Source organism: Streptomyces abyssomicinicus (assembly GCF_008974245.1).
Lineage (GTDB): Bacteria > Actinomycetota > Actinomycetes > Streptomycetales > Streptomycetaceae > Streptomyces > Streptomyces abyssomicinicus.
The window spans coordinates 651,259-668,549 of the sequence record NZ_BBZI01000005.1 but is presented as its reverse complement, the minus strand read 5'-3'; the positions used below and the strand labels follow the sequence as shown (position 1 = coordinate 668,549).

The 17,291-nt window shown below is 74.1% G+C and carries 19 protein-coding genes; 8 read left to right on the top strand and 11 right to left on the bottom strand.

Annotated features, from left to right (window positions below):
* Positions 1-88: 88 nt before the first annotated feature.
* Positions 89-1,300, bottom strand: a complete 1,212-nt coding sequence (locus tag GBN72_RS02705; RefSeq protein WP_151769992.1) for a pyridoxal phosphate-dependent aminotransferase — start codon at positions 1,298-1,300, stop codon at positions 89-91.
* Positions 1,301-1,679: 379 nt separating this feature from the next.
* On the opposite strand from GBN72_RS02705, the gene GBN72_RS02700 reads away from it, so the two are divergent.
* The 3 genes from GBN72_RS02700 to GBN72_RS02690 all read left to right on the top strand — a co-directional run bounded on the left by GBN72_RS02700 (position 1,680) and on the right by GBN72_RS02690 (position 3,725).
* On the top strand, positions 1,680-2,483 hold the full coding sequence (locus GBN72_RS02700; RefSeq protein ID WP_151769991.1) for a class I SAM-dependent methyltransferase: 804 nt from the start codon (positions 1,680-1,682) through the stop codon (positions 2,481-2,483).
* A complete protein-coding gene (locus GBN72_RS02695) occupies positions 2,476-3,150 on the top strand; it encodes a hypothetical protein (protein ID WP_151769990.1) in 675 nt (224 codons plus the stop codon). Before GBN72_RS02700 ends, GBN72_RS02695 begins: the two co-directional genes overlap by 8 nt.
* 218 nt (positions 3,151-3,368) lie before the next feature.
* Positions 3,369-3,725, top strand: coding sequence for a DUF6204 family protein (locus GBN72_RS02690; protein WP_151769989.1), 357 nt, complete (start codon positions 3,369-3,371; stop codon positions 3,723-3,725).
* A 42-nt stretch (positions 3,726-3,767) separates the two neighbouring features.
* Here the strand turns inward: GBN72_RS02690 and GBN72_RS02685 are convergent, their stop codons facing one another.
* On the bottom strand, positions 3,768-4,130 hold the full coding sequence (locus GBN72_RS02685) for a DUF488 domain-containing protein (RefSeq protein ID WP_151769988.1): 363 nt from the start codon (positions 4,128-4,130) through the stop codon (positions 3,768-3,770).
* Positions 4,131-4,226: 96 nt separating this feature from the next.
* Between GBN72_RS02685 and GBN72_RS02680 the strand changes: the two genes are divergently transcribed.
* Complete coding sequence (locus tag GBN72_RS02680) at positions 4,227-6,398, top strand: TerD family protein (protein WP_151769987.1); 2,172 nt, start codon at positions 4,227-4,229, stop codon at positions 6,396-6,398.
* Between the two features lie 99 nt (positions 6,399-6,497).
* Here the strand turns inward: GBN72_RS02680 and GBN72_RS02675 are convergent, their stop codons facing one another.
* Positions 6,498-6,890: a winged helix-turn-helix transcriptional regulator gene (locus GBN72_RS02675; protein ID WP_151769986.1), complete on the bottom strand. Its 393-nt coding sequence runs from the start codon at positions 6,888-6,890 to the stop codon at positions 6,498-6,500.
* Between the two features lie 92 nt (positions 6,891-6,982).
* Between GBN72_RS02675 and GBN72_RS02670 the strand changes: the two genes are divergently transcribed.
* Together GBN72_RS02670 and GBN72_RS02665 are read left to right on the top strand one after the other, a co-directional pair.
* Positions 6,983-8,428: an MFS transporter gene (locus GBN72_RS02670; protein ID WP_246212218.1), complete on the top strand. Its 1,446-nt coding sequence runs from the start codon at positions 6,983-6,985 to the stop codon at positions 8,426-8,428.
* Positions 8,429-8,548: 120 nt separating this feature from the next.
* A complete protein-coding gene (locus GBN72_RS02665; protein ID WP_151769985.1) occupies positions 8,549-9,145 on the top strand; it encodes a 3'-5' exonuclease in 597 nt (198 codons plus the stop codon).
* On the opposite strand, the gene GBN72_RS02660 is transcribed toward GBN72_RS02665, so the two are convergent.
* The 8 genes from GBN72_RS02660 to GBN72_RS02625 all read right to left on the bottom strand — a co-directional run bounded on the left by GBN72_RS02660 (position 9,146) and on the right by GBN72_RS02625 (position 15,396).
* Positions 9,146-10,540, bottom strand: a complete 1,395-nt coding sequence (locus tag GBN72_RS02660) for an 8-oxoguanine deaminase (protein ID WP_151769984.1) — start codon at positions 10,538-10,540, stop codon at positions 9,146-9,148.
* 38 nt (positions 10,541-10,578) lie between these two features.
* Positions 10,579-11,493, bottom strand: a complete 915-nt coding sequence (gene pucL / locus GBN72_RS02655; RefSeq protein WP_151769983.1) for a factor-independent urate hydroxylase — start codon at positions 11,491-11,493, stop codon at positions 10,579-10,581.
* A 5-nt stretch (positions 11,494-11,498) separates the two neighbouring features.
* Positions 11,499-11,861 carry a hydroxyisourate hydrolase gene (uraH, locus tag GBN72_RS02650; RefSeq protein ID WP_151769982.1) on the bottom strand — a complete coding sequence of 121 codons (363 nt, stop codon included), beginning with the start codon at positions 11,859-11,861 and terminating at the stop codon, positions 11,499-11,501.
* Positions 11,858-12,382, bottom strand: a complete 525-nt coding sequence (uraD, locus tag GBN72_RS02645) for a 2-oxo-4-hydroxy-4-carboxy-5-ureidoimidazoline decarboxylase (RefSeq protein WP_151770895.1) — start codon at positions 12,380-12,382, stop codon at positions 11,858-11,860. The genes uraH and uraD overlap by 4 nt, the downstream gene beginning before the upstream one ends.
* 77 nt (positions 12,383-12,459) lie before the next feature.
* Positions 12,460-13,131 carry a 2'-5' RNA ligase family protein gene (locus GBN72_RS02640; protein ID WP_246212217.1) on the bottom strand — a complete coding sequence of 224 codons (672 nt, stop codon included), beginning with the start codon at positions 13,129-13,131 and terminating at the stop codon, positions 12,460-12,462.
* Positions 13,132-13,372: 241 nt separating this feature from the next.
* Positions 13,373-13,711, bottom strand: a complete 339-nt coding sequence (locus GBN72_RS02635) for a helix-turn-helix domain-containing protein (protein WP_151770893.1) — start codon at positions 13,709-13,711, stop codon at positions 13,373-13,375.
* A gap of 59 nt (positions 13,712-13,770) precedes the next feature.
* On the bottom strand, positions 13,771-14,064 hold the full coding sequence (locus GBN72_RS02630) for a thiamine-binding protein (RefSeq protein WP_151769981.1): 294 nt from the start codon (positions 14,062-14,064) through the stop codon (positions 13,771-13,773).
* 108 nt (positions 14,065-14,172) lie between these two features.
* Positions 14,173-15,396 (bottom strand): hypothetical protein, encoded by a 1,224-nt coding sequence (locus GBN72_RS02625; protein ID WP_246212332.1) that lies wholly within the window; start codon positions 15,394-15,396, stop codon positions 14,173-14,175.
* An 89-nt stretch (positions 15,397-15,485) separates the two neighbouring features.
* On the opposite strand from GBN72_RS02625, the gene GBN72_RS02620 reads away from it, so the two are divergent.
* Both GBN72_RS02620 and GBN72_RS02615 read left to right on the top strand, forming a co-directional pair.
* Entirely contained in the window at positions 15,486-16,334 is an 849-nt protein-coding gene (locus GBN72_RS02620) for a TIM barrel protein (protein WP_151769980.1), read from the top strand.
* 30 nt (positions 16,335-16,364) lie between these two features.
* Entirely contained in the window at positions 16,365-17,264 is a 900-nt protein-coding gene (locus GBN72_RS02615; RefSeq protein ID WP_151769979.1) for a 2-hydroxy-3-oxopropionate reductase, read from the top strand.
* Positions 17,265-17,291 lie beyond the last annotated feature (27 nt).

Genomic DNA, 17,291 nt, shown 5'->3' with positions numbered 1-17,291 from the left:
ACGGAGGGCTCCGCACCGTTCCCCGGCATGTACGCATCCTGGCGCCGCACCCGCCCCGCGACGGCCGGTCACGCGGGCGTCGCCTCCCTCACGCCTGGCGGTAGCCCTCCAGGAACCGGCCGATGCGTCCGACGGCGTCCCGCAGGTCGGTGACCGAGGGCAGCGTGACGATGCGGAAGTGGTCGGTGTCGGGCCAGTTGAAGCCGGTGCCCTGGACGACCATGATCTTCTCGCTGCGGAGCAGGTCGAGGACCATCCGCCGGTCGTCCTTGATCGGGTAGACCTTGGGGTCCAGGCGCGGGAAGAGGTACAGGGCGCCCTTGGGCTTGACGCAGGTGACGCCGGGGATCTGGGTCAGCAGCTCGTGCGCGACGTCGCGCTGCTCGCGCAGGCGGCCGCCGGGCAGGACGAGGTCCGTGATCGACTGCCGGCCGGCGAGCGCGGCGACCACACCGTGCTGGCCCGGCATGTTGGCGCACAGGCGCATGTTGGCGAGGACGTTGAGGCCCTCGATGTAGGAGTCGGCGTGCGCCCTGGGGCCGGAGATCGCCATCCAGCCCACCCGGTAGCCCGCCACCCGGTACGCCTTGGACATGCCGTTGAAGGTGAGGGTCAGCAGGTCGGGGGCGATCGCGGCGGTGGGGGTGTGGGTGGCGTCCTCGTAGAGGATCTTGTCGTAGATCTCGTCCGAGCAGACCAGCAGGTTGTGCCGGCGGGCGATGTCGGTGAGGCCGCGCAGCAGGTCGTCGCTGTAGACGGCGCCGGTCGGGTTGTTCGGGTTGATGATCACGATCGCCTTGGTGCGGTCGGTGATCCTCGACTCGACGTCGGCGAGGTCGGGCATCCAGTCGGACTGCTCGTCGCAGACGTAGTGGACCGGGGTGCCGCCGGCGAGGGAGACCGCCGCCGTCCACAGCGGGTAGTCCGGGGCGGGGACCAGGACCTCGTCGCCGTTGTCCAGCAGGCCCTGCATGGCCATCACGATCAGCTCGGAGACGCCGTTGCCGATGAAGACGTGCTCGACGTCGGTCTCGATGCCCAGGGTCTGGTTGTGCATCACCACCGCGCGCCGCGCGGCCAGCAGGCCCTTGGCGTCGCCGTAGCCGTGCGCGGTACCGACGTTGCGGAGTACGTCCTCGAGGATCTCCGGCGGGCACTCGAACCCGAACGCCGCCGGATTGCCGGTGTTGAGCTTGAGGATGCGGTGACCGGCCGCCTCCAGCCGGGTCGCCTCCTCGAGCACCGGGCCCCGGATCTCGTAACAGACGTTGGCGAGTTTCGATGACTGGATCAGCTGCATGCCGTGAGCCTACGAGGGCCCGTTTCCGGCCGCACTTGTGTTCTGTGCCACGTCGGGAGGCAAAGCGGCGGACCGTAGGGGGTTGTACAACGAGCGACTGACCTTTTCACCGCACCTCCCTAGGCACACCCGAGCGCCCCCGGGGATTTCACTCCGTCCCCACTGGATCGACAACGGATCTCCATATCTACTTGCCCGTGGCAGCGGCCCGGGTCCCCCGCCACCCGGCGCCCGGTGCCACCGCGAGCGGCGGCCCGACCGGTGTCGGGCCGCCACGGGTACCCCCGGCTGTCGGCGGTCGGGGGTACACCGACCACAGCGCGGGCACGGGGGCGTTATCCCTGTGCGGGTGCCGCACGGCGTCTGCGATGCTCGGGACATGTCCCACTTCGACGACCTGCTGACCGAGGGCTCCTCCGTGCCGACGGACGGCTGGGACTTCTCCTGGTTCGAGGGAAGGGCGACCGAGGAACGGCCCTCCTGGGGCTACGCCCGGCTGCTGGGCGAGCGGATGGCGCGGGCCCGGGCGGCACTCGACGTGCAGACCGGCGGCGGGGAGGTCACCGCAACCGTCCACCGGGCTCCCCCGCTGCTGGTCGCCACCGAGGCGTGGCCGCCGAACGTGGCGATCGCGCGCCGCACCCTGGCTCCGCTCGGCGGGAAGGTGGTGCACGTCGGCGAGAGCGACGGACTGCCCTTCCGCGACGGCCTCTTCGATCTGGTGGTGAGCCGGCACCCGGTGGTCACCCGCTGGGACGAGGTGCGCCGGGTGCTGCGGCCCGGCGGGACGTACCTGTCGCAGCAGGTGGGCGCCGGGACGGTGCGCGAACTGGCCGAGTTCGTGCGGGAGGGGCGGCCGGAGGCGGTCGCCGCGGGCGCGGCCCCGCCGCCGGATCCGTTCGCCACCCGGTCCGGGAGCGCGCCGACGACCGCGGTGGCCGCGGCGGAGGCGGCCGGCCTGGAGGTGCTCGACGTGCGCCAGGAGGCGCTGCGGATGGAGTTCCACGACGTCGGCGCGGTGGTGCACTTCCTGCGCAAGGTCGTCTGGATCGTGCCGGGCTTCACGGCCGGCGCGTACCGCGACCGGCTGGCCGCCCTGCACGGCTTCATGGAGCGGCACGGCCCCTTCGTCGCCCACTCGCAGCGGTTCCTGGTCGAGGCGCGGAGGCCGGAACGTGGCTGACGGCACCGCGGGCGCTCCGACGGCCGCGCAGCGTCGGGTGGTCGAGGCCGCCGACCCCGCGACGGGACGGCTGAGGGGCGCCTCCGCGCAGCTCACGGCGCTGGTCCGGCTCGGCCTGGCGTTCCGCCATCCGCGGCCGCCCCACGACTGCTATCTCACCCCCGCGGGCCGCCGGCTGCGCGGTGCGGCCGCCCTCGGGGAACCGGCGGAACCCGCACCGCAGCCCCCACCGCAACCGCAGCCCTCACCGCCGCCGCGGCCGACCGAGCGCCCGGCGGGCGTGTTCGCGGCCCGGCTCGGCGGGGAGCGCGACGACCCGCCGCGCACCGCGGAGGTACGCGGGGCCTGGCAGGGCCTGGTGGAGCTGCGGCGGATGACCAACCCGGACGCCGCCCTGGACCGCCCCTGCGGCTGGGAACGCTCGCACCTGCCCCAGGCGGCGGCGATCGCCCTGGAGGCCGCCGGCTGCCGGCCGGCGGGCCCGCGCACGGAGGGCTACCGCGTCGCTCCCAGCCCGCAGCCGGAGGCGGTGTCGGTGCGGACCGCGGACCCCGGTCTGCTGCGCGCCTGCGAGGAGGCCCTGAACTCCTCGGGCTGGCACGCGGGCGCCTACACCGAGCCCCGTACCGGCGTCCGCTACCTGCTCGCCTCCCCCCGGCGCCGCTAGGAGCTCCGCCCCGGGCGTCGCTCACGGCCGGTCCGCCGGGTTCCGCCACCTCTGCCGGCCGCCCTGTCCCCGGGCGACGTCGCCCGGGCCGAGGACGCGGGGACAGGACCGCACCGCACTGCACCGCCCTCGCCGCACGCACCGCCCGCGCCGCGCCGCGCGCACCGTGCCCGGAAAACCGCCTGGAGCGCCCCGGCACGCCCGGTTAGGGTCGCGGAATGAGCACACGCACCTTCCGCATCACCGTCCGCGGCGAATTCGACGGCCTGGACGCCGGGCAGCGGGCGGAGCTCCTCGCCCGGGCGGCGGAGCACGACATGCTGCGCGCCGCCTTCACGCCCGAGGGGAACCTCAGTTACGACGTGGCCGCGCGGCCCGCCTTCACCTTCCGCTTCCTGGACTCGGGAGAGGCCGAGGAGGACATCCTGGAGGCCACCGAGCGCGCCGAGGAGGCCGCCAGGGCATGGCTGGCCGAGCGCGGCTACGGCTACAAGCACCTGCGGTCCCAGGCCGAGGACCTCTCCCAGGCGGCGCTGGGCAAGCGGCAGCGCCGGGCCGCCCGGAACCAGGGCTGACGGGCGGCGGCCCGGCCGGGCGCGGGGCCGGCCCCGGGCGCCTCAGCCGGCCTCGTCCGCCAGCCACCGCGCGAGCACGGCCGTATGGCTGATCCCGGGGTCGCGGGTCGCCGTCAGCAGGACCACCGGTCCCTGGTCGGCCAGGGCGCGCAGGCGCTCCGCCGCCTCGCGGTGCGCGTCGTCCTCGAGCTCGGCGAGGTAACGGGCGCGGAACTCCTCGTACCGTGCCGGGTCGTGCCCGTACCACCGGCGCAGTTCGTTCGACGGTGCGACCTCGCGCAGCCACGCGTCGAGGTGGGCCGCGTCCTTGCTGAGACCGCGCGGCCAGAGGCGGTCGACGAGGACCCGCGCTCCGTCGTCGGAGGAGTCGTCGTAGACCCGGTGCTGGGTGATCTGCCTGTCCATGGTTCCACTCTGGCGGCCCTCGCCCGCGCCGCCAGTCGAAAACCCCAGTCGAAAACCCCGGTGCGTCCCCTCGGGCCGCACTGGGATCATCCCGGCATGCGTCCCATCCTCGAACAGCTGGTCCTTCGCCGCACGTTCCGCCTGCCCGCCCCGATCGGCCCGTCCGGAGACGGCGCCGCCCTGGCCGGGCGGCTCGACTCCGCGCTGCTGTCGGCGGGCTTCACGCTCTCCGGCGAGCTGCTGCGGCACCTGTCCGGGCTGTCCCCCGAGGCGGTGGAGCCGGTGGCGAGGCGCACCCTGGCCACGGTGGGGGAGCTGGTGGGCGACCACGTGCGCCACAACGTCTACTTCAAGGACTTCCCGGCCGGCGTGCCGGACACCGTCGAGTTCTGGCACCGCTGCCTGGCCGAGGCGCTCGCGGACGACCGGGCCCGGCCCGGCGTCCAGGCCCAGCTCCGCGACGGTGTGCTGAACCTGCTCACCCTGCCCTCCTACGGCGTCCACCGGCACACCTACGACGAGATGCTCGCCGCCCACGACGAGCTGATCGCCTCGGCAGGTGACCGGATCACCGTGATCCACCTCGGCGGACCCCTGGAGGACGAACTTTCCGCGCTCTACCTGTCGCTCGCCGCCTCGCCCGTCCCGCTCGGCGAGGACGGGCTGGAGGAGCTGCGGCTGCTGGCCGGGCGCTGCGCGCGCGGGCCGCAGCCGCAGACGTTCCCGGTCCGCGAGAACCGCGCGGTGGTCAACGCGGTCCGGGCCGCCGCGGGTGAGGAACTGCTGCTGGACACGGTCACCGACGTGCTGCGCCTGGCGTGCGCCCTCTCCGGCGCGTCGGTCACCCTGCAGGAGCCGGTGCGGTTCCGTTCGCTGCGGCGGCCGCTGCGCCGGGCCCTGCTCGCCGGGCTGGACCGGGTGGTCGCGGACTCCCCCGCGAAGCTCGCGGACGTGCACCGGCACCGTGAGCGGTGGAAGCGGCTCGGCGAGCGGCTCCACCCGCACGAGCACCCGCGCTGGCCGCACGCCGCCGAGGTGTTCGCGGTGGCACGCGGGGAGCGCGAGGCCCCGACGCTCGACAGCCGGGTCGAGAAGCTGATGGCCGACGGCGACCCGGCCGCGGCCGCGCTCCTGCTGGCCCGCGCACCGGGCCGGCTGTTCCGGGCGCTGGACCGGCTGGTGCGGGCCGCCCCCGGGGACGAGCAGCGTACGGCCGTGATCGATGCCGCCGGACGGGTCGCGCCCCAGGTCTCGGGGCGGGTCCTGCTCTCCGTGCGCGAGCATCTGGAGAACCGGGCCGGCCGGTTCGGCGAGCAGCGGGTGTTCCTCAACCGGTCGGGGCGCGCCTGGGCGACGCCCGACACCCGGCCCGGGCTGCCCCAGGAGGTCCGCGAGGCACTCGCCGCCCTGGCCGACGCGGAGCTGCGGCGCCGCCTCCCGGCGACGGGGACGGTGGTCGTGGACCCGGCCGTGCTCGACGTCGCGCTGCCGCTGAGCGGGAAGAACGTCCCGTCGGGCCTCGGCGTGCTGCCACGCGGCTCGGTGTCGGCGGTCGACGGGGAGTTGCTGCGGTTCTTCACGTACTGGAGGCAGACGAAGAGGCAGACCGACCACGATCTGGCCGCGCTCCTCCTCGACGCGGACTACCGGACGCTGGCCTGGCTCGACTGGACCGCGCTGACCGCCGTCGGCGGCGCCCACTCGGGGGACATCACCGACGCGCCGGAGGGCGCCTCGGAGTTCATCGACCTCCGGCTCGCCTCGGTCGAGGCCGGATTCGTCGTGCCGATGGTCCACGTCTACAGCGGCGAGAACTTCGAGCAGGTGGCGGAGTCCTTCTTCGGCTTCATGCTGCGCGACGCCGAGCAGGCGGGGGCGCCCTTCGAGGCCCGCACCGTCCGGATGAAGTCGGAGGTGCGGGGACCCGGCCGGGTGGCGCTGCCGCTGGTCTTCGTCCGTGACGAGCAGGGCGACTGGCACGCCAGGTGGATGCACGTGCACCTCAAGGGGCACCCGGACGCCAACCAGGCCGCGCTGCACCGGGTCTCGACGGGCATGCTGGTGCGCGGCATGGTCGAGCGAAGGCCGCTCACCGTGCGCCACCTGACCGGGCTGCTCCGCGACAACGGTGTGACGGTGACCCGTTGGGACGGGGAGACGGCTCCGGACGGTCCGGTGACCTTCGTCGGCCTGGCACGGCCAGAGGGACTGCACCCCGAGGCGCGCGTGATCACGCCGGAAAACCTCCGCGACCTGATACCGGCGTAGCTGTTAGAGTGCGAGCACGGCGAGGCCATGACAGGGCTTCCTTCTCAGACTCCAACTGACCTCTAGTCCTGTCGCTTTCCTCGCCGCATTTTCCTGCCCTCAGGCCGGTACGGCGCGCTCCAGGTCGTAGACCACCCGGGACCGGGCGATCGTGGTGCGGTGGCGTTCCGCCCAGTCGGTGAGCCGGAGCAGGGTCTCGTACAACTCCCGGGCCACCGGGGTGATCTCGTACTCCACGCGGGGCGGGACGGTCGGGTAGACGGTGCGGGTGACCAGTCCGTCGCGCTCCAGGTTGCGCAGCGTCAGGGTGAGCATCCGGCGGCTGATGCCGTGGACGGCGCGCTCCAACTCCGTGAAGCGGATGGGCCCTTTGGCGGCCGCGACCAGGATGCCGACGCTCCACTTGCCGGAGACCCGGTCCAGGACCTCCTGCACCGGGCAGGCCTCCGCGGTCACTGCCTGCGAGGTAACACCGGTGTTCCGCTGGGACATGAAAGTGCCTCCTTACGCCGGACCTCCATGGTCACCCACGATGTCCTCCGTTACAAGTCGTGCACCATGGACCGTGCAGGGGAGTTCCCGTCATGTCGCTGTTCGAGATCTCGCACCACGAGGACACCGACCGGCTCACGCCGGACGGCCGTTCGCGTTCGCTGTCACTGCTGATCCTCTGCGCGGGCGCGTTGATGACCATTCTGGACGGCAACATCGTCACGGTGGCCATGCCCGCGATCCAGCGCGATCTCGGGTTCTCCGCCCCGGGGCTCGCCTGGGTGGTGAACGCCTACCTGATTCCGTTCGGCGGGCTGCTGCTCCTCGCCGGACGGCTGGGCGATCTGCTGGGCCGCAAGCGGATGTTCACCGCGGGACTGGCCGTCTTCACGGTGGCGTCGGTGCTGTGCGGGGTGGCCGGCGGTCAGGGGACGCTGGTCGCGGCCCGCGCCCTCCAGGGCGTGGGCGGGGCGATGACCATGGCCGTGGTGCTCGGCATGATCGTCGCTCTCCACCCCGAGCCGCGTGAACGGGCGCGCGCCATCGCGGTGTTCAGCGCCGTGGGCGCGACCGGGGCGGCGCTGGGCACCTTCCTCGGCGGTGCGCTGACCCAGACCGTCGGATGGTACTGGATCTTCCTGATCAACCTGCCGATCGGGGCCGTGGCCTGGTTCGCGGCGGTGCGGGTACTGCCCGCCGACCGGGGCGCCGGGCCGGGCCGCTCCGCCGACTGGGCGGGTGCGGTGCTGGTCACCGGGGCGCTGATGACCACCGTCTGGACGATCATCGGCTCCGGCGGGCGGCCGGTCAGCACGACGCTGGTCCTGGCGGCGGTGGCGCTGGCGCTGTTCGCCGCGTTCACCCTGCGCCAGGTGCGGGCGGCCCATCCGCTGCTCCGGCTGGGCATCCTGCGCTCGCGCACGCTCGGCGGCGCCAACGGCACGCAGATCCTGATGCTGGGGACCATGTACGGCTTCCAGTACATCGGCACCCTGTACCTGCAACGCGTGCTGGGATACGACGAGTTGTCGACCTCCTTCGCCTTCCTGCCGGCCCCGCTGCTGATCGGCGCGCTGACGCTGGGCCTGGCCGCGCGGCTGGTGGAGCGGTTCGGGCCGTACCGGGTTCTGGCGGCGGGGCTGGCCCTGGCCACCGCCGGGATGGTCCTGCTCAGCCGGGCCCCCGCCGACGGGTCGTACGCCGCCGACGTGCTGGCGCCGCTGCTGCTGCTGTCGGCCGGGTTCGCGGTGGCCATGCCCGCGCTGACCGGACTGGCCATGGCGGGGGTGGCCGAGGAGGACGCCGGGCTGGCGTCGGGGCTGTTCAACACCACCCAGGTGGTGGGCGGTTCGCTGGGGCTCGCGGTGCTCACCACCCTGGCGGCGAGCCGCACCGAGGGTCTGGTGGGCGAGGGGGCGCCCCTGGTGGCCGCCACGGCGGACGGCTACCGGCTGGCGTTCCTGGTGGCCGCGGGCCTGGGAGCGGCGGCGCTCGCCCTGGCGGCGGTGGTCCTCCGGCCGGCGCGCGCCGGCCGTTGACCCTCGCCGGCGAGGGGGCCCGGTCCCAGCCGGGCCCCCTCCCGCGCACGTTCCCGCGCGGGCGACGCGTCCCCGGAAATCCGCTACCGGGGTGCGGCCGGACGCTGGGACGCTCTGGCCATGAGCACGCGACGCGTCAGACCCAGCCTCTACATCTCCGTGGACATCGAGGCGGACGGTCCGATCCCCGGCCCTTACTCGATGCTCAGCTTCGGCGCCGCCGTGGCCGGCCGGCAGGACGCCGAGGGGTTCACCCCGGCCGACCCCGAGGAGCACACCTTCTACCGCGAACTGCGGCCGGTGTCGGACGAGTTCGACGCCCAGGCGCTGGCGGTGAGTGGCCTGGACCGGGACCGGCTGCGCCGGGAGGGCGCGGACCCCGCCACCGCCATGGCCGAGTTCACCGCCTGGGTGGGCGAAGTCTCCTCCGGCGCCCAGCCGGTGGTCTGCGGCTACCCGGTCGCCTTCGACTGGATGTTCCTGTACTGGTACCTCGTCCGCTTCACCGGCGGCAGTCCGTTCGGCCACTCCGGGTGCATGGACATGAAGACGCTGTACGCGGCCAGGGCCCGCCTGCCGCTGCGGGCGGTCGCCAAGGGGACCATGCCCCGGCACCTGTTGTCGCGGCGCCGGCACACCCATCACGCGCTGGACGACGCCGTCGAGCAGGCGGAGCTCTTCGCCAACCTGATGCGCTGGGAGGGCCCCGCCTCCTGATCAGCTCTCGCCCGCCGCCAGCCGGGCGAGCCGCCGCGCCTCGGCCCGCGTGGAGCGGGCCACGGCGTCCTCGTCGACGGTGAGCAGCCGTCCGTCCTCCACCACCGCGACGCCGCCCACCAGGGACAGCGTCACCGGGGCCGCCGCACCCAGGACGAGCGCGGCCACCGGGTCGGCGATCGAGGCGTGGGCCAGGGTGTCCATCCTCCACAGCACCAGGTCGGCGAGCTTGCCGGGCTCGAGGGAGCCGATCTCCGCCTCGCGGCCCAGCACCCGCGCACCGCCGTGGGTGCCCAGCCGGAGCGCCTGGCGGGCGGTGAGGGCCGCCTCGCGGTGCGGGCCGAGGCGGTTGACCAGGAGGGCGTTGCGCAGTTCGGTGTGCAGTTCCCCGGACTCGTTGGAGGCGGTTCCGTCGACGCCGAGCCCCACCGGAATCCCGGCGGCGAGCATGTCGGGGACGCGGGCGATCCCCGCGGCCAGACGGGCGTTGGAGGACGGGCAGTGGGCCACGCCGGTTCCGGTGCGGGCGAACGCGGCGATGTCGGCGTCGTTCATGTGGACGCAGTGCGCCATCCAGACGTCCTCGCCGAGCCAGCCGGTGGACTCGAAGTAGTCGGTGGGGCCCATGCCGAAGAGCTCGTGACAGAACTTCTCCTCCTCCACCGTCTCCGACCCGTGGGTGTGCAGCCGGACGCCGAGGCGGCGCGCCAGCTCCGCTCCGTGGCGCATGAGGTCGGTGGAGACCGAGAACGGGGAGCAGGGCGCCACGGCGACCTGGGTCATCGACCCGAACGAGGCGTCGTGGTGGGCGGCGACCGTCTCCTCGGTCGCGGTGAGCGCCCCCTCCAGGCTCTCCACCGCGAAGTCCGGCGGCAGTCCCCCGTCCGACTCGCCCCGGTCCATCGAGCCGCGGGCCAGCGTGAAGCGGACGCCCGTCTCGCGGGCCGCGCGCACCACGGCTCCCGAGAGGTCGCCGGTGCCGCGCGGGAAGACGTAGTGGTGGTCCATGGCGGTGGTGACGCCGCCCCGCGCCATCATCGCCAGCGAGCCCTGCGCGGCCGCGTGCACCATCGGCTCGTCGATCCGCGCCCAGGTCGGGTACAGCGCGACCAGCCAGTCGAAGAGGTTGTGGTCGGTGGCCAGGCCGCGGGTGAGCCACTGGTAGAAGTGGTGGTGGGTGTTGACCAGGCCCGGGGTGACCAGGTGCCCGGTGCCGTCGACCCGGCGCACCACGTTCTCGAGCCCCTCGGGGGCCTTCCCCTCCCCCACCGACTCGATCACCTGGCCGGCGACCACCACATGACCGGACGCGTACTCGGTGTCCCGGGCGTCGACGGTCGCGACGGCGCAGTTCTCGATGACGGTGCGGGCGGGCTGCTGGGCTGCGGACGCCATGGGTCTGTCTCCGGGGGGTGAGCGGTGGGCGGGGTGCGTCAGAGGTTGGTGAGTTCGGGCGGGATCCTGGCCTCGGCCCCGTCGCGCAGCACGGTGGCCTCGATCAGGCCGTACGGGCGGTCGGCGGCGAAGTACACCTCGTTGTCGTTCTCCAGCCCGAACGGCGAGAGGTCGACCAGGAAGTGGTGCTTGTTGGGCAGGGAGAGGCGTATCTCGTCGATCTCCGGGCGGTTCTCGATCACCCGGGCGCCCATCCCGTAGAGCGTCTGCTGCAGGGAGAGCGAGTAGGTCTGCGCGAACGCGTCCAGCAGGTGGCGCCGGGCCTCCCGGTAGCAGGCGTCCCAGTCGGGCGCGGGCCGGTCGTCGGTGTCCGCCCAGGAGTAACGCCAGCGGGTGGAGACGTCGGTGGCCAGGATCCGGTCGTAGGCCTCGGGAAGGGTGGTGTACCGGTCCTTGCGGTAGCCCCAGAACTCGGAGTCGGTCGAGTTGAGGACGGTCAGGTCCTTCAGCCCGGAGACCACCTCGGAGCCCTCCCCGTCGTGGACCACCTGGGCGACCCGGGTGCCGCCGCCGGTACGGGCGAAGGAGTGCTGGGTCCCGGGTCCGCCGATGCGTTCCCAGGCGTACTCCTCGATCCTGATCCGCGCCCGGTGGATGGGTTCCTGCGAGTTGACGAAATGCCGCGCCAGCAGCAGCCCGAACTCCTCCGGGGAGCCGATGCCTTGCTCCTTGGCGAAGGCGTACACCGTGTTCTTGGTGGTGTCGGTGGGCAGCACGTGGGCGTTGGAGCCGGAGTAGTGGACGTCGTCCATGTCGCCGGAGAGCGAGACGGAGACGTTGAGGTCCTTGATGTGGTGGAGGTCACCCTCGCGGGTGATCCGGACGACGCGGGTCTCGGCCTTGCCGTACTGGTTCTGGCCGAGCCGGGCGACGCGGGCGGGGTTCTCGCTCATGACTGCTAGCTCCCTCGGTATACGGAGTAGCCGAACGGGTTGAGGAGCAACGGAACGTGGTGGTGCTCGCCGGCCCCGAGGGCGAAGGCGACCGCCACCTCGGGGAAGAACGCGGCGCCGCCCGGGCGGGCGCTCACGTGGTACGCCTCGACGTCGAAGGCGAGGCGGACGTGGGTGGTGCCGGCAGGGGGGACGGGCAGGTCCTTGCAGCGGCCGTCCGTGTCGGTCGCCGACCCCCCGAGCACCTGCCAGGGCGCCTGGGGGCCGGTGCGGGCGGACAGGACGACGGCCACCCCGGCGGCCGGGCGGCCGAGGCTGGTATCGAGGACGTGCGTGGACACGGTGGCGGTGGTGTCGCCGGACGTCATGGGTGTGCGTCCTCCTCGGGCGGGCCCGCCTCGGCGAGGCGGGCGAGACGGATGCGGTTGATCCTGCCGAGTTCGGTGCGGACCGTCTCGCGTTCGGCCTCCGGCGTGTTGCCGAGGCGGGCGCGGGCGGCGTCCCGCATCTCCCCGGCAGTGCGGCCGGTGGCGCAGATGAGGAACACGTGGCCGAACTTCTCCTGGTAGGCCAGGTTGAGTTCGAGCATCTCGGCCCTGAGTTCGTCCGGCGCCCCGGCCATCCCGCGCTGCTCCCGCGCGGAGACCGGGTCACCCGGCTTCGGCCGGCCGATCGGCGGGTGCCCGGCCATCGCCTCCGCGAGGTCGGCGGCCGTCAGCGCGGCGACGGCCGCGTCACCGGCGGCGTACAGCTCCTCCGGGCCGGCGTAGGGGCGGTGCGCGAGCAGACGCGCCGCCCAGGACGTGGAGGCGCAGATCTCACGCAGTACGGACCGGGCCGCGGCGTCGTCCAGCCGGTTGAACCGGGCGAGGCCGGGGGCGGGCGGCATCGGGGTGCTCGCTGTCACACCGGGCAGCCAACCCCACCGGGCCGCCGGGCGTCAACATTTTGTTGAAGTCCGACCGGTCAGCCGTCCACCCGGCCCAGCGGAAAACGGGTTCGCCTGCGCCACCGGCGGCCGTCGAACACCACCAGGTCGACGGCCGTCACCCGCTCGGTCAGCGGCAGGGCGGGGGCGAGCGCCGCCTCGATCAGGTCGTGCTGCGCGGCGCTCCCGCTGTTGGCAACGGTGACATGGGGGTCGAGATCGCCGAACAGGCCGCCGTACGGCGCCTGTTCCGGCCAGCGCGCGGTGACGGCCGCGGTGAGCGCCCGCAGCGGGCCGTCGGGTTCGGGGCGCAGCCAGAGCACTCCGGGGAAGCGGGCGCATCCGGCGAACCGGAGCTCGAAGGGCGGGTGCGCCGCGAACTCCTCGGCGAGGGCGGCGCGCACGCCGTCGTCCACCCGCTCGCGGTGCAGGAACGGGAAGAGGACGGTCACGTGGGCGGTGCCGCCGTGGCGGGCGGCGGTGTCCCAGGCGCGCCGCCAGGGGGCCACCAGGCGGTCCAGCGCGGGCAGCGCGACGCTCAGCGAGGTCGTCCCGGCGGCGACGGGCCACGCCTCGTCCTCGCCGCCCGCCTCGAGGGCGCCCGCCCGCGCGGCCTCCATGGCCTCCGTGGCTTCGGCCGACTCCACCGCCACGTCCGTCCCCGCCGCCGTGTCCGTCCTCGCCGTCCCCGTCTCCGCCGTCTCGCGCACGGGTGTCACCCTAGCCGCGCACCGGCCGGGCGGCTCCAGGGCGGTGCGCGGCGCCCGGCGGGCGTCCGGCGCTCGTGCTCACGGGGTGCCCCGGCGCTCCTCGTGGGCACGGTCGAGGGGGCTCTCGCCGGCTGGCCGTGCGCCGCTGCGCTTCAAGAAATCTCTGACGGTTCTCCGGGGGAAGCCTCCAAGATCAGCTCAGCTGACTGCTGAGGAGTCTCCGCGGGCGGGAGCACGTTCGTCATGCTTCTGCGCCTCGGGCCTTCCGAGCGCGCTCCTCTTGTGAACGCACATAGTTGTAAACGGTGAAGCGGCTGACCCCCAGCGCGGTGGCGACCGTCTCGACGCCGTGACGGACGGCGAAGGCGCCACGGGCCTCCAGGGTGCGGACCGCGTCCTGCTTGGCCTTGCGGTCGAGTTCGGCGAGCGGCCTGCCCGCGGTGCGTTCCATCGCCGCCAGGACGTGGTCCAGCGACTCGGCGAGCTGCGGCAGCCGCACGGCGACCGCCGCCGCCCCGTCCCAGCGCAGCACCACGTCGTCGGGGCCGGCCTCCCCCGGCGGCAGCAGCGCGGCCCCCATGGCGTCGGCCAGCGGCCGCAGCGCGTCGACGAACTCCTCGGCCGCGCCCCTCCCCGCGCTCACCCGGCGTCCCCGTCCACCACGCCGGCACCGGCCCCTGACCCGGCGGTTGCGTCGACGACGTTGACCTGGAGGGTCACCCGCGTGGCCCCGGCGTCCAGGGAGCGGCGCAGCACGGCGCCGACCGCGGCGAGCACGGCGTCCGAGCCGCCCTCCGCGGTGGTGCCGAAGGGGCCGACGTCCACGGAGCCCAGCCCTTCCGCCGTCTCGACGGCCTCCCGGGCCGCGACCGCGTGGCCGGGAACCTCGTCGAGGTCGAACGGCTCGGTCGTGAACTCCACCCGCAAACGCATTCCTGCCCCCAGCGCACCCAGAGCACCGGGCCGGCGCCTTCCGGCCGGCCCGGCGGCGACTCTAACCGAACGCCGCCGGGCCGCGGTCCGCGCGGGCGGAGCGGCCGGTCAGACGCGGGAGAGCGTGCCGCACTCGTCTCCGTCGCTCACGGCGCCACTGCGGTCGTAGGGGTCGACGGTCGGACCCGAGGGGGGCGCGCCGTCCGAGAGGTCGGAGTCGAACTGCGGGTGCGCCCAGCCGTCCGAGAACTCGCAGCCGGAGTTGCCCCATTCGCTCCGGTAACTGGTGATCATGAGCTTCCCCGGGGTCGCCACGTAGCGCGCGGGGTCGGGCATCTCGAACTCCACCACCCGGCGTACGACGGCGCGGGTGACCTCCTCGGATTCCTTCCCGGCCCGGGTCACCGGGTAGACGAAGGTGTAGTCGGCCTTGACGGAGACGGCGCCGTCCTTGCCCTTCTCGAGGACCGTCCGGCCGCGGGTGCGGACCTGGTCGCCGACGACCCGTATCTCCTCGGGGTCGAACCGGCTGAAGAGGTCGAGCGGGTCGTGCTTCCCGTCCGGTTCGCGCAGCGAGGCCCTGAGGTGGTCCAGCAGTTCGGGCTGACGCGGGTCCAGGACGCCGAGCGCGGCCTTCGGTTTCCCGCCGCGCAGCGTGGCCGGGGCGACGTTGGCGTCGACGAGCAGGGTGCGGGCGTCCTCGAGGGCCTTGCCGACCTGCTGCTCGGAGAAGACCCCGACCGCCTTCGGCTCGGGCATCACGATGCCCTCCGCGCCCTCCTGCCAGGCCGCGGCCGGGGACCCGGCGAAGGGGTCGTCGAGGGTCGGGGTGCCGGGCGCGGCGCCGGGCGCCGTCGAGGGCGCGGCGGTCTCGGCGGGCAGCGTCCCGGCCGCGACGGACGTGCCGTCGGTCCCTCCGCCGCCGTACGGGTAACCGGGGAGCAGGGACGGGTTCAGCGCCAGGACGACCAGGCCGGCCACCACCAGGCCGCCGACGGCGGCCTTGAGGCGTCTGCGGCGCGCGGCGTGGGCCCGGTGCCGGTCCAGGTCGGGGCCGGTGCGCCAGCCCTGCGGCACCTCGCCCCGCGCCTCCTGTTCCCTGAGCCGCGCCGTCACCATGCGGGCCCGCGCGGAGGGCTCCTTCGGGGCCTCGCGGGCCGTTCCCTCGGCGCTCTCCCGCAGGAATCGGGCCAGTTCCTCGTCGGACAGGTGCTCGGACACGGTTCTCCCCTCCCTGGCCGCCTCGTGGTCGCGACCGAAGATCCAGAGCGGCAGGTTAGGGGACGCCGCCCGGTGGTCCGGCAGAGGGGTCTCCTCGTTCTTGACAGGCATCGGACGCACCGGCAGCATTCCATATGCCAGAAGTTCGGTTCCGCAGAACGGAAGTCCGGCAGCGCGAACTACACGAGGGGTACCGCTCCATGGGTCTCGCCGGTCAGCGATACACCGTCAATCTCTCGATGCTCTTCACGGAGCTCCCGCTCCTGGACCGGCCCGCGGCGGCGGCCGCCGCGGGGTTCGGCGCCGTGGAGCTGTGGTGGCCGTGGCCCGGGGAACCGGCGCCTGCCCCGGGGCGCCTGGACGCGCTGGGCGAGGCGCTGGAGAAGGCCGGGGTGCGGCTCACCGGACTCAATTTCTACGCCGGGCTGCTGCCGGGCCCCGACCGCGGCGCGCTGAGCCTGCCGGGCGCGGAGTCGGACCGGTTCCGGGCCAACGTGGAGGCGGCCGTGGAGTTCGCCGGTTCGCTGGGCTGCCGGGCGCTGAACGCGCTGTACGGCAACCGGCTCGAGGGCGTCGACCCGGCCGAGCAGGACGAACTGGCCCTGGAGAACCTGGCGTTCGCGGCGCGGGCGGCGGACCGGATCGGCGCCGTGGTGCTGGTGGAGGCGCTCAACGCGCGGGAGTCGCCGCGGTATCCGCTGGTGTCGGCGGCCGGGGCGGCAAAGGTCGCGCACCGGGTCGACGAGCGCACCGGCCTCGGCAACTGCCGTTTCCTGATGGACCTTTACCACTTGGCGATGAACGGTGAGGACCTGCCCGCGGTGATCGACCGGTACGCGCCGGTCACCGGCCACGTGCAGATCGCCGACCGTCCCGGCCGCGGCGCGCCCGGCACGGGGCGGCTGCCGCTGCCCGGTCTGCTGGAGCGGCTCGGCGCGGCGGGCTACGACGGGTGGGTGGGCCTGGAGTACGCGCCCGGCGCCCGGACGGGCGAGGAGGCGTTCGCCTGGCTGCCCCGCGAGGCACGCCGTCCGCGCCGGCACGACTGACAGTCACCCGAACGGCGGTTGGAGGACCGGATGGGCAACACGCTTCCCAGGGTCGCCTGGATAGGCCTCGGCATCATGGGCTCCCCCATGGCCGAGAACCTGCTGCGGGCCGGCTACCGGGTCACCGGCCACACGCTGGAACCCGGGAAGCTCGCCCGGCTGGCCGCTGCGGGCGGGGTGCCGGCGGCCTCGGTGGCCGAGGCGGTCCGGGAGGCCGACGTGGTGATCACCATGGTCCCCGCCTCCCCCGAGGTGGAGGCGGTGGCCTACGGGCCGGAGGGCATCCTGCGGCACGCCCGCCCGGGGGCCTTGCTGATCGACATGTCCTCGATCACTCCGAGCACGTCGGTGGAGCTGGCCCGGGCGGCCGCGGAGCGGGGGCTGCGGGTCCTGGACGCCCCGGTGTCCGGCGGTGAGGCGGGTGCCGTCGAGGGCACCCTGTCGGTCATGGTCGGCGGCGGGAAGGACGATTTCGACGCCGCCGCCCCGCTCCTGGGCGTTCTCGGCCGCACGGTCGTCCACTGCGGCCCGCACGGCGCGGGGCAGACGGTCAAGGCGGCCAACCAGCTGATCGTGGCGGTGAACCTTCAGGCCTGCGCCGAGGCGGTGGTCTTCCTGGAGAAGTCCGGGGTCGACCTGGCGGCGGCCCTGACGGTGCTGAACGGCGGCCTCGCCGGTTCCGCCGTGCTCACCCGGAAGAAGGACGGCTTCCTGACGCGGGACTTCCGCCCCGGCTTCCGTGTCGATCTGCACCACAAGGACCTGGGCATCGTCACCGAGGCCGCCCGCGCGGTGGGCGCGGCCGTGCCCGCCGGGGCGCTGGTCGCCCAGCTGGTGGCGAGTCTGCGCGCCCAGGGCGACGGCGGCCTGGACCACTCGGCGCTGCTGCGGGCGGTGGAGCGGCTGTCCGGCACGGAGGTCCGGCCGTAGCGGCCGCCGGGGCGGGAGCGCGGCCCG

Coding starts and splice junctions, on each gene's coding strand:
- GBN72_RS02705 (WP_151769992.1), bottom strand. CDS start 1,300: ATGCAGCTGATCCAGTCATCGAAACTCGCCAACGTCTGTTACGAGATC.
- GBN72_RS02700 (WP_151769991.1), top strand. CDS start 1,680: ATGTCCCACTTCGACGACCTGCTGACCGAGGGCTCCTCCGTGCCGACG.
- GBN72_RS02690 (WP_151769989.1), top strand. CDS start 3,369: ATGAGCACACGCACCTTCCGCATCACCGTCCGCGGCGAATTCGACGGC.
- GBN72_RS02685 (WP_151769988.1), bottom strand. CDS start 4,130: ATGGACAGGCAGATCACCCAGCACCGGGTCTACGACGACTCCTCCGAC.
- GBN72_RS02680 (WP_151769987.1), top strand. CDS start 4,227: ATGCGTCCCATCCTCGAACAGCTGGTCCTTCGCCGCACGTTCCGCCTG.
- GBN72_RS02675 (WP_151769986.1), bottom strand. CDS start 6,890: ATGTCCCAGCGGAACACCGGTGTTACCTCGCAGGCAGTGACCGCGGAG.
- GBN72_RS02670 (WP_246212218.1), top strand. CDS start 6,983: ATGTCGCTGTTCGAGATCTCGCACCACGAGGACACCGACCGGCTCACG.
- GBN72_RS02665 (WP_151769985.1), top strand. CDS start 8,549: ATGAGCACGCGACGCGTCAGACCCAGCCTCTACATCTCCGTGGACATC.
- GBN72_RS02660 (WP_151769984.1), bottom strand. CDS start 10,540: ATGGCGTCCGCAGCCCAGCAGCCCGCCCGCACCGTCATCGAGAACTGC.
- pucL (WP_151769983.1), bottom strand. CDS start 11,493: ATGAGCGAGAACCCCGCCCGCGTCGCCCGGCTCGGCCAGAACCAGTAC.
- uraH (WP_151769982.1), bottom strand. CDS start 11,861: ATGACGTCCGGCGACACCACCGCCACCGTGTCCACGCACGTCCTCGAT.
- uraD (WP_151770895.1), bottom strand. CDS start 12,382: ATGCCGCCCGCCCCCGGCCTCGCCCGGTTCAACCGGCTGGACGACGCC.
- GBN72_RS02635 (WP_151770893.1), bottom strand. CDS start 13,711: ATGGGGGCCGCGCTGCTGCCGCCGGGGGAGGCCGGCCCCGACGACGTG.
- GBN72_RS02630 (WP_151769981.1), bottom strand. CDS start 14,064: ATGCGTTTGCGGGTGGAGTTCACGACCGAGCCGTTCGACCTCGACGAG.
- GBN72_RS02625 (WP_246212332.1), bottom strand. CDS start 15,396: ATGCCTGTCAAGAACGAGGAGACCCCTCTGCCGGACCACCGGGCGGCG.
- GBN72_RS02620 (WP_151769980.1), top strand. CDS start 15,486: ATGGGTCTCGCCGGTCAGCGATACACCGTCAATCTCTCGATGCTCTTC.
- GBN72_RS02615 (WP_151769979.1), top strand. CDS start 16,365: ATGGGCAACACGCTTCCCAGGGTCGCCTGGATAGGCCTCGGCATCATG.